This window comes from Paenibacillus sp. AN1007 (genome assembly GCF_040702995.1).
In the GTDB taxonomy this organism is placed as follows: domain Bacteria; phylum Bacillota; class Bacilli; order Paenibacillales; family Paenibacillaceae; genus Paenibacillus.
In genome coordinates, this window is sequence record NZ_CP159992.1 from 105,941 (window position 1) to 112,906 (window position 6,966).

Genomic DNA, 6,966 nt, shown 5'->3' on the forward strand with positions numbered 1-6,966 from the left:
TAGACGCGCAGGCCGAAAGTTATTTCGGACCTGTGCCGGGGCATGCGATCATTTCATTTTTAGAGGAGGTACGAATGAAATCATTGTTTGAAAAGGAAGAACAGTACTGGAGCTGCAAGTTTGATCCCGCTGACAGTTTGAGTTTTCTTCCCTACAGCCAATCCTCCAAGTTATCTGCCGATGGAGAAGCCGCGGCCGAGCCAGGTTCGCTTCGACGTACCCTGCCAAGCGAACTCTCAGAGAGACTTATTCGACTTGCCAACGGTTCGAATTTGGCTTTGTACATGATTGTTTTGGCAGGTGTAAAAAGCCTGCTGTTCAAATATACCGCGCAGGAACAAGTACTGGTGGGCATGCCCTCCTACAGCGCAGACCCGGGTGAGATTCCTCCGCCGCATGACGTCTTGGTGATCAAGACGTCTGTAAACTGCCAGACTACGTTGAAAATGCTGCTGACGGGCATCAAGACCTCTATCGGTGAGGCGCTGGAGCATCAGCATCTGCCTTTCCGGAAAATGGTAGAGCCGCTGCATCTGGCCTATACGCGAGACGGTCTCCCGGTCATTAACACCGCTGTATCCTTTGCCCCGATTCATTCGGAAGTGCTGGCTAAGCAGATAGCTTCCGATACGATTTTTCAGTTCGACTGCCGAGACAACTCCATCGAACTGGAGCTAAGTTTTAACAGGCATCGATACAATCCGGCATTTATGGAACAGGCTGCAGACCACTTTGTAAGGCTGCTATCCATACTTCTATTACAACCGGATTTGGAGCTTGGGCAGATCGATGTGCTCTCCTCGGAAGAGAGAGAAACGCTGCTGAAGCGTTTTAATGATACTGAAGCAGCGTTCGATCGTGAAAAAACGATTCACGGTTTGTTCGAAGAACAGGCAGAGCGTTACCCGGACAATGTGGCTGCGGTTATGAACGATCATCAGCTGACCTATCGCGAGTTGAACGTGCGCTCCAACCGCCTTGCCCGGAAACTGCGGGAGACGGGAGTAGAAGCAGACCAATTGGTGGCTATTTTGGCCGATCGTTCGCTTGATATGGTCGTTGGTATTCTGGCAATTCTTAAAGCGGGCGGAGCCTACGTGCCTGTCGATCCCGATTATCCGGAGGAGCGCATCCGCTTCATGATCGAAGATTCAGGCGCGGCATTACTGCTGGTTCAAAAGCAGCTGCACGAGAAGACGGATTATGCTGGAACTCGCCTCGAATTAGACGATTACGTATGGGTAGACGAAGGGACGCAGTCAGCCGATTCGCAGGATGGTTCAAACTTGGAGCCCATTTCCGGGCCGGACAGCCTGGCCTATGTCATCTACACCTCGGGAACGACCGGGAAACCGAAAGGAACGTTGATTGAGCATAAAAATGTTGTGCGCCTTCTGTTTAACGACAGAAATCTGTTCGATTTCGGCCCGTCCGATACGTGGACGCTGTTCCACTCGTTCTGCTTCGATTTCTCTGTGTGGGAAATGTACGGGGCGCTGCTGTACGGAGGCAAGCTGGTCATCGTGCCACCGCTCACGGCGAAAAACCCGGCTGCGTTCCTGGCGCTGCTGAGCCGCGAACAGGTTACGATATTGAACCAGACACCGACGTACTTCTATCAATTGACGCGTAAAATCTTAGCGGATCATGCATATGACCTTCGGATTCGCAGCGTCATCTTTGGGGGCGAAGCGCTGAGTCCGCTGCTGCTCAAGGGCTTCAAGACGAAGTACCCGAATACGAAGCTGATCAATATGTACGGCATTACCGAGACGACCGTTCACGTGACCTATAAGGAAATTACATGGGTTGAGATTGAGGCGGCGAAGAGCAATATCGGCAAACCGATCCCGACACTGAAAGTGTACGTGCTGGACGAAAACCGCCGTCCTGTGCCGATCGGCGCTGCGGGCGAAATGTACGTGGCGGGGGAAGGACTGGCGAGAGGATACTTGAATCGTCCGGATCTGACAGCGGAGAAGTTCGTTGATTCCCCATTTGCGGAGGGGGAGAAGCTGTACCGCTCAGGCGACCTGGCGGCTTGGCTGCCGGATGGCAGTATCGAATATCTGGGCCGGATCGACCATCAGGTCAAAATTCGGGGCTATCGGATCGAACTGGATGAAATCGAGACACAGCTTCTAAAGATCTCCGCCGTGCAGGAAGCCAAGGTACTTGATCGCGAAGATGCGAATGGCCACAAGCAGCTTGTCGCTTATTATGTTGCGGAAACGAGGCTGGCTGCGCATGAACTCAAGGAGAAACTGGCCAAGAAGCTTCCGGGATATATGATACCTTCGCACCTCGTGCAGCTTTCCCAGATGCCGCTGACCTCGAACGGGAAAATCGACCGCAAAGCGCTGCCTGCGCCAGAGGAAGCTTCAGCCGGGGAGGCGGAATATACTGCGCCGAGGACGCTGCTCGAAATGAAAATTGCCCGGGTCTGGCAGGATATTCTGGGCGCTCCGCAGGTTGGCGTCAAGGATAACTTTTTTGAACTCGGTGGTAATTCGTTAAGCCTGATGAGACTCGTTCAGGCCGTTTACGATGAAACGGGTATTGAGATACCGCTCAACCGGGAGTTTCATAATTTAACCGTTGAAGCTATGGCTTTCAGTGAAGGAGACCTGGGACTGGATCGAGGGGGAGACTCCTTCATTAAGCTGAATAAAGCAGGGGATGTGAATGTGTTCTGCTTCCCTCCGGGCAGCGGATTTGGCATCGGTTATCGGGAGCTCGCAAGCAGGCTTGATGGTCAGTTCTTGCTCTACGGTATTGATTTTATGGATGGTGCCGTCAATTACGAGACGATGCTGAACCGTTATGTGGACGAGATCGTCCGCATCCAGCCGAGAGGGCCTTACGTCCTCCTTGGTTACTGCTTCGGAGGCAACCTGACGTTTGAGGTAGCCAAAACGATGGAGAAAAGGGGATACTCCGTAACGGATGTGCTTATGGTGGACTCGTGGATTAAGGATACGCTTACGCCTTCCGAAACGTCGGAGAAAGAGCTTGAAGAGATGCTTGCCGATTTCGACGAAGAAGAGAAGGAATTAATGAGCAGTCCGCTCGTACGGGAGCGGGTTCATCGGAAGGTCAAAGCGACCTTGGCTTACGAAGCGCAGCTCATTAACTCCGGCACCATTCAGGCCCGGATCTACGAACTGATTGCGAAGGATAGTGAAGCATTCCGTCTGGAGCATCATTTGCCGTCCTGGAAGGAAGCAACGACAGGTAACTACGCTGATTATCGGCTGGAGGGCGCGCATGAAGAACTGCTGGAACTCGCGCGTGTGGACGAAACAGCTGCCGTCATCCGGGACATCTTGGGGCAGATCAAGCGGCAGATCGAAGTGGAGGTTGGGGTACTGCATGGAAGCTGACCGGGAGGCATCTGTTGAAAAAAAAGGTACAGCGGCATCTTCCGAGCGTCAAACCGTTTATACCACATGGAAAGCATTCTGCTGGCTGATGTCCTACGTAAGCCGTCACAAAGGTTGGATGATTGTGGGTACCTTGTCCGCAATTGCAGCTGCAGTTATTGAAATATGGACGGGGAGTTTGATCGAGCAGCTGACCACCCAGGCTGAGAAGGGAGCGGGGCCAGTCGTTCTGCAAATTGTGTACACGGTCTTTGTGGTCATTTTGATTGGGGTGCCGGCAAAGTATTTCATGAGCTTTGGCGTAGAGCGAAGCAGTGCCTCTGCAGTGGAGGATATCCGCAACCATGTTATGCGTCATATTGGCAAACTCCCGGTCTCCTATTTGGAAAAGCAGCACTCTGGCGACATGTTATCGCGGATCAACAACGACCTGCAGCTCATCCAGCAGTTTATGATTCGGGACCTGGCCCAGTGGTTCTATCATCCGCTATTATTCATTGGCTGTTTCTCTTATTTGATCTACCTTCAGTGGGAGATGATGCTGTACAGTCTTCTGTTGTTTCCCGCGGCGCTGCTGGTTTCCCAATGGATCGGCAAGCAGCTCGAACGCTTAACGGAGGAAGCCCAGGCGAACATGGGCCGAATGAATGTCAATCTCCAGGATACGCTTGGCGGGATGGCAGTTGTAAAAAGCTATCTGCTGTCCGGCATGTTATCTCGTTCCTACCAGGTACTGCTTCAATTGACGGCTCAAAAAAAGCTTGCTGTGAAAAAGCGAGAAGCTTGGGTTAATCCACTGCTCTCCACGCTGATGATCAGTCCGATCATATTCGCTGTCAGTTATGGAAGCTACTTGATCTACCAAGGACAGCTGGGTGCGGGAGAACTTGTTGCCTTTCTGTATTTACTGAATCTGTGTCTGGAGCCGCTGGAACATATTCCCGAACTTATCACGCGGACGTTTGAAATGGCGGGGGCCCTCAGAAGGGTTTCTGAAATCGTCGAGCAGCCGACCGAAACGGAACATGGCCATTCGCTTCCCAAAGCAAGTGCAGCTCCTATCGAGTTTAAGAATGTAACTTTCGGGTATGAGGAGCACTCCCCGATTCTGCAGAATCTTAGCTTCGTGGTACCTGAAGGCAGGACGATCGCTCTTGTCGGAGCCAGTGGGGGAGGCAAGAGTACGGTGTTTAAGCTGGTATGTGGATTTTATCCGATTCCGGAAAAGCAGGGCGAGATTCGTGTATTTGGCAGCCGGATCAACGGTGCCAATCCAGAGCAGCTCCGGTCGCATTTTTCCGTAGTCACTCAGGATTCATATTTGTTTAGCGGCACGATTGCCGAAAATATCGGCTGTGGGCGGGAGACAGCATCGATGGACGAGATTATGGCAGCCGCCAAAGCTGCCCAGGCACATTCCTTTATTATGCAGCTCGCGGATGGTTACCAGACGTATGTCGGAGAGCGTGGAGGCTTTTTGTCCGGAGGGCAGCGTCAGCGCATTGCAATGGCCAGGGCTTTTCTGAAAGATGCTCCCGTGCTGCTGCTGGACGAGCCTACGTCGGCTCTTGATTCGGAGTCGGAAAGCGCAGTTCAGAAAGCACTGGATGTATTGATGAAGCAGCGAACAACGGTGGTTATTGCCCATCGGTTATCTACAGTTCAAAGTGTCGACGAAATTTGGGTGATGGAACAAGGAAATATTGTTGAAAAGGGCACTCATGCACAATTGCTGGAGATGAAAGGACTGTACGCCCAGTCGTACTACCAGGAATTTACCGAGTCAGCTGAACGCAGGGAGGTGGCGTATACATGAAAAAGGGCGGAAGGCTATCGCAAGTAAAAGAACTCGGCTATTTACTGACGTTTATGAATCGTAAGCACAAAACCCAGTACGCCACCGGTCTTGCTGTAACGGCGCTCACCCAGACATTGTTCCTGATCGCCTTCAGTTTGGTCGTACATAATTTGGTTGATTTCGCCGTTTCCCGTGATACGTCCTTGATGGTGGATGCTTTTGTTATTTTAGGGGCCGCTCTGTTTTTGGAAAATTTGATATCTCCCTGGTTCATTTACTTATATCAGCGCAGTGTCGAGCTGACCGTACTGAAAATTCGGGAACGTCTTTATGACAAGCTGTGCCGGGTCCGGCCTAAATTTCTGGAGCAGACGCATCATGGAGATCTGCTGTCACGCGTGAACAACGATGTTACAACCGTTGAGTTTACATTTTCACAGGTTTACTTTGTTTTGCTGCTTCAAATTGTATTCTGCATCGGTTCCATTGTCTCCATGGTGCTGATTGATTGGCGGTTTGCCGGTGTATCCTTCGTCATCCTGCTGCTGTCTTCTGTGGTCAGCCTGAAATTTGCACGGGATATTCGGGTTCTGTCTGAACAAGGCTTGCAAACGCTGGGTAAAATGACTGAAAAATTCAAGGATTTTATGGGCGGTATTCAAATTGTAAAGCTGTTCCGCATTCGCACGATATACAGCCAGTACGAATCGTTGAACGAGCAGATGACTCAGACGCTTCGGCAAACTGCACATAAGAACGGTATGCAGGCTGCGGTGAATCATTTTATCAGCTACGTCACGTTCTGCGGCATCATTGTCATCGGCAGTCTGCTGTATGCCTACGGACTAATGGGGATGGGAAGCGTCGCGGCTTTGGCGGTTTTGCAGGTGAATCTGACACACGCCTTGCTGAACTTAGGGATGGTACTGTCGATGACCCAAAACTCACTCGCGGGTGCCTATCGAATTCAGGAGGTGCTGAATGAGGAAGAAGAACCGGAGCGACTGGGATCTCCTCATAGTGAGCTTGTGTCAGAGGCTGCAGTGGAGTTTCGTAACGTGGATTTTTCCTATCAAACAGATAAAAAGGTACTTGCAGGTATGTCCATGCAGGTATTTCCCGGTCAAGTCGCCGCGATTGTGGGAGCCAGCGGCAGCGGGAAAAGTACGCTGATCAAGCTGCTGCTTGGCTTTTATCCTGTGGACAGCGGGGAAATTTTGCTTTTAGGCAAACCGTTCGGCCAATACACGCTGGATGAAATCCGCAGACAGACTGCCTACGTTCCGCAGGAACCATTCTTGTTTACCGGCACGATTGAGGAGAATATCCGCTACGGCAGCCCGGATGCATCGGATGAGGAAGTGATCGAAGCAGCCAAGGCGGCATACGCTCATCACTTCATTCAGGAACTTCCTGGACAGTACAAGACACCAGTGGGAGAGCGAGGGACGTCCTTATCCGGCGGACAACGGCAGCGAATTTCGATCGCCCGGGCAATTCTCAAAAATGCCCCGATTCTGCTGCTGGATGAAGCAACTTCCGCGCTGGATAACGAATCCCAGCACTGGGTACAGCAGGCTCTGAACGTATTGATGAAGGGGCGTACGACCATTCTGATTGCCCATCGGCTCAGCACCGTGGAACATGCGGATGTGATTACCGTTATGAACGAAGGGAAGGTCGTTGAACGAGGACGCCATCAGGATCTGTTGACGCTTGGAGGATATTATGCCCGGCTGTACGGTTAGTCTGTCTACAAACAATCTCTAGAACGGGAGTGTGTCG

At 51.6% G+C, this 6,966-nt stretch carries 3 protein-coding genes; all 3 read left to right on the forward strand.

All coding sequences use genetic code 11. The features are described from left to right. Positions 1-74: 74 nt before the first annotated feature. The 3 genes from ABXS70_RS00550 to ABXS70_RS00560 are packed head-to-tail and all read left to right on the forward strand — an operon-like array spanning position 75 to position 6,929. Positions 75-3,383, forward strand: a complete 3,309-nt coding sequence (locus ABXS70_RS00550; protein WP_366293170.1) for an amino acid adenylation domain-containing protein — start codon at positions 75-77, stop codon at positions 3,381-3,383. Then, the gene (locus ABXS70_RS00555) at positions 3,373-5,199 is read left to right on the forward strand and encodes an ABC transporter ATP-binding protein (RefSeq protein WP_342552939.1); all 1,827 of its coding nucleotides are present in this window, start codon (positions 3,373-3,375) and stop codon (positions 5,197-5,199) included. Before ABXS70_RS00550 ends, ABXS70_RS00555 begins: the two co-directional genes overlap by 11 nt. Continuing rightward, the gene (locus ABXS70_RS00560) at positions 5,196-6,929 is read left to right on the forward strand and encodes an ABC transporter ATP-binding protein (RefSeq protein ID WP_366293173.1); all 1,734 of its coding nucleotides are present in this window, start codon (positions 5,196-5,198) and stop codon (positions 6,927-6,929) included. The genes ABXS70_RS00555 and ABXS70_RS00560 overlap by 4 nt, the downstream gene beginning before the upstream one ends. Positions 6,930-6,966: the final 37 nt, after the last annotated feature.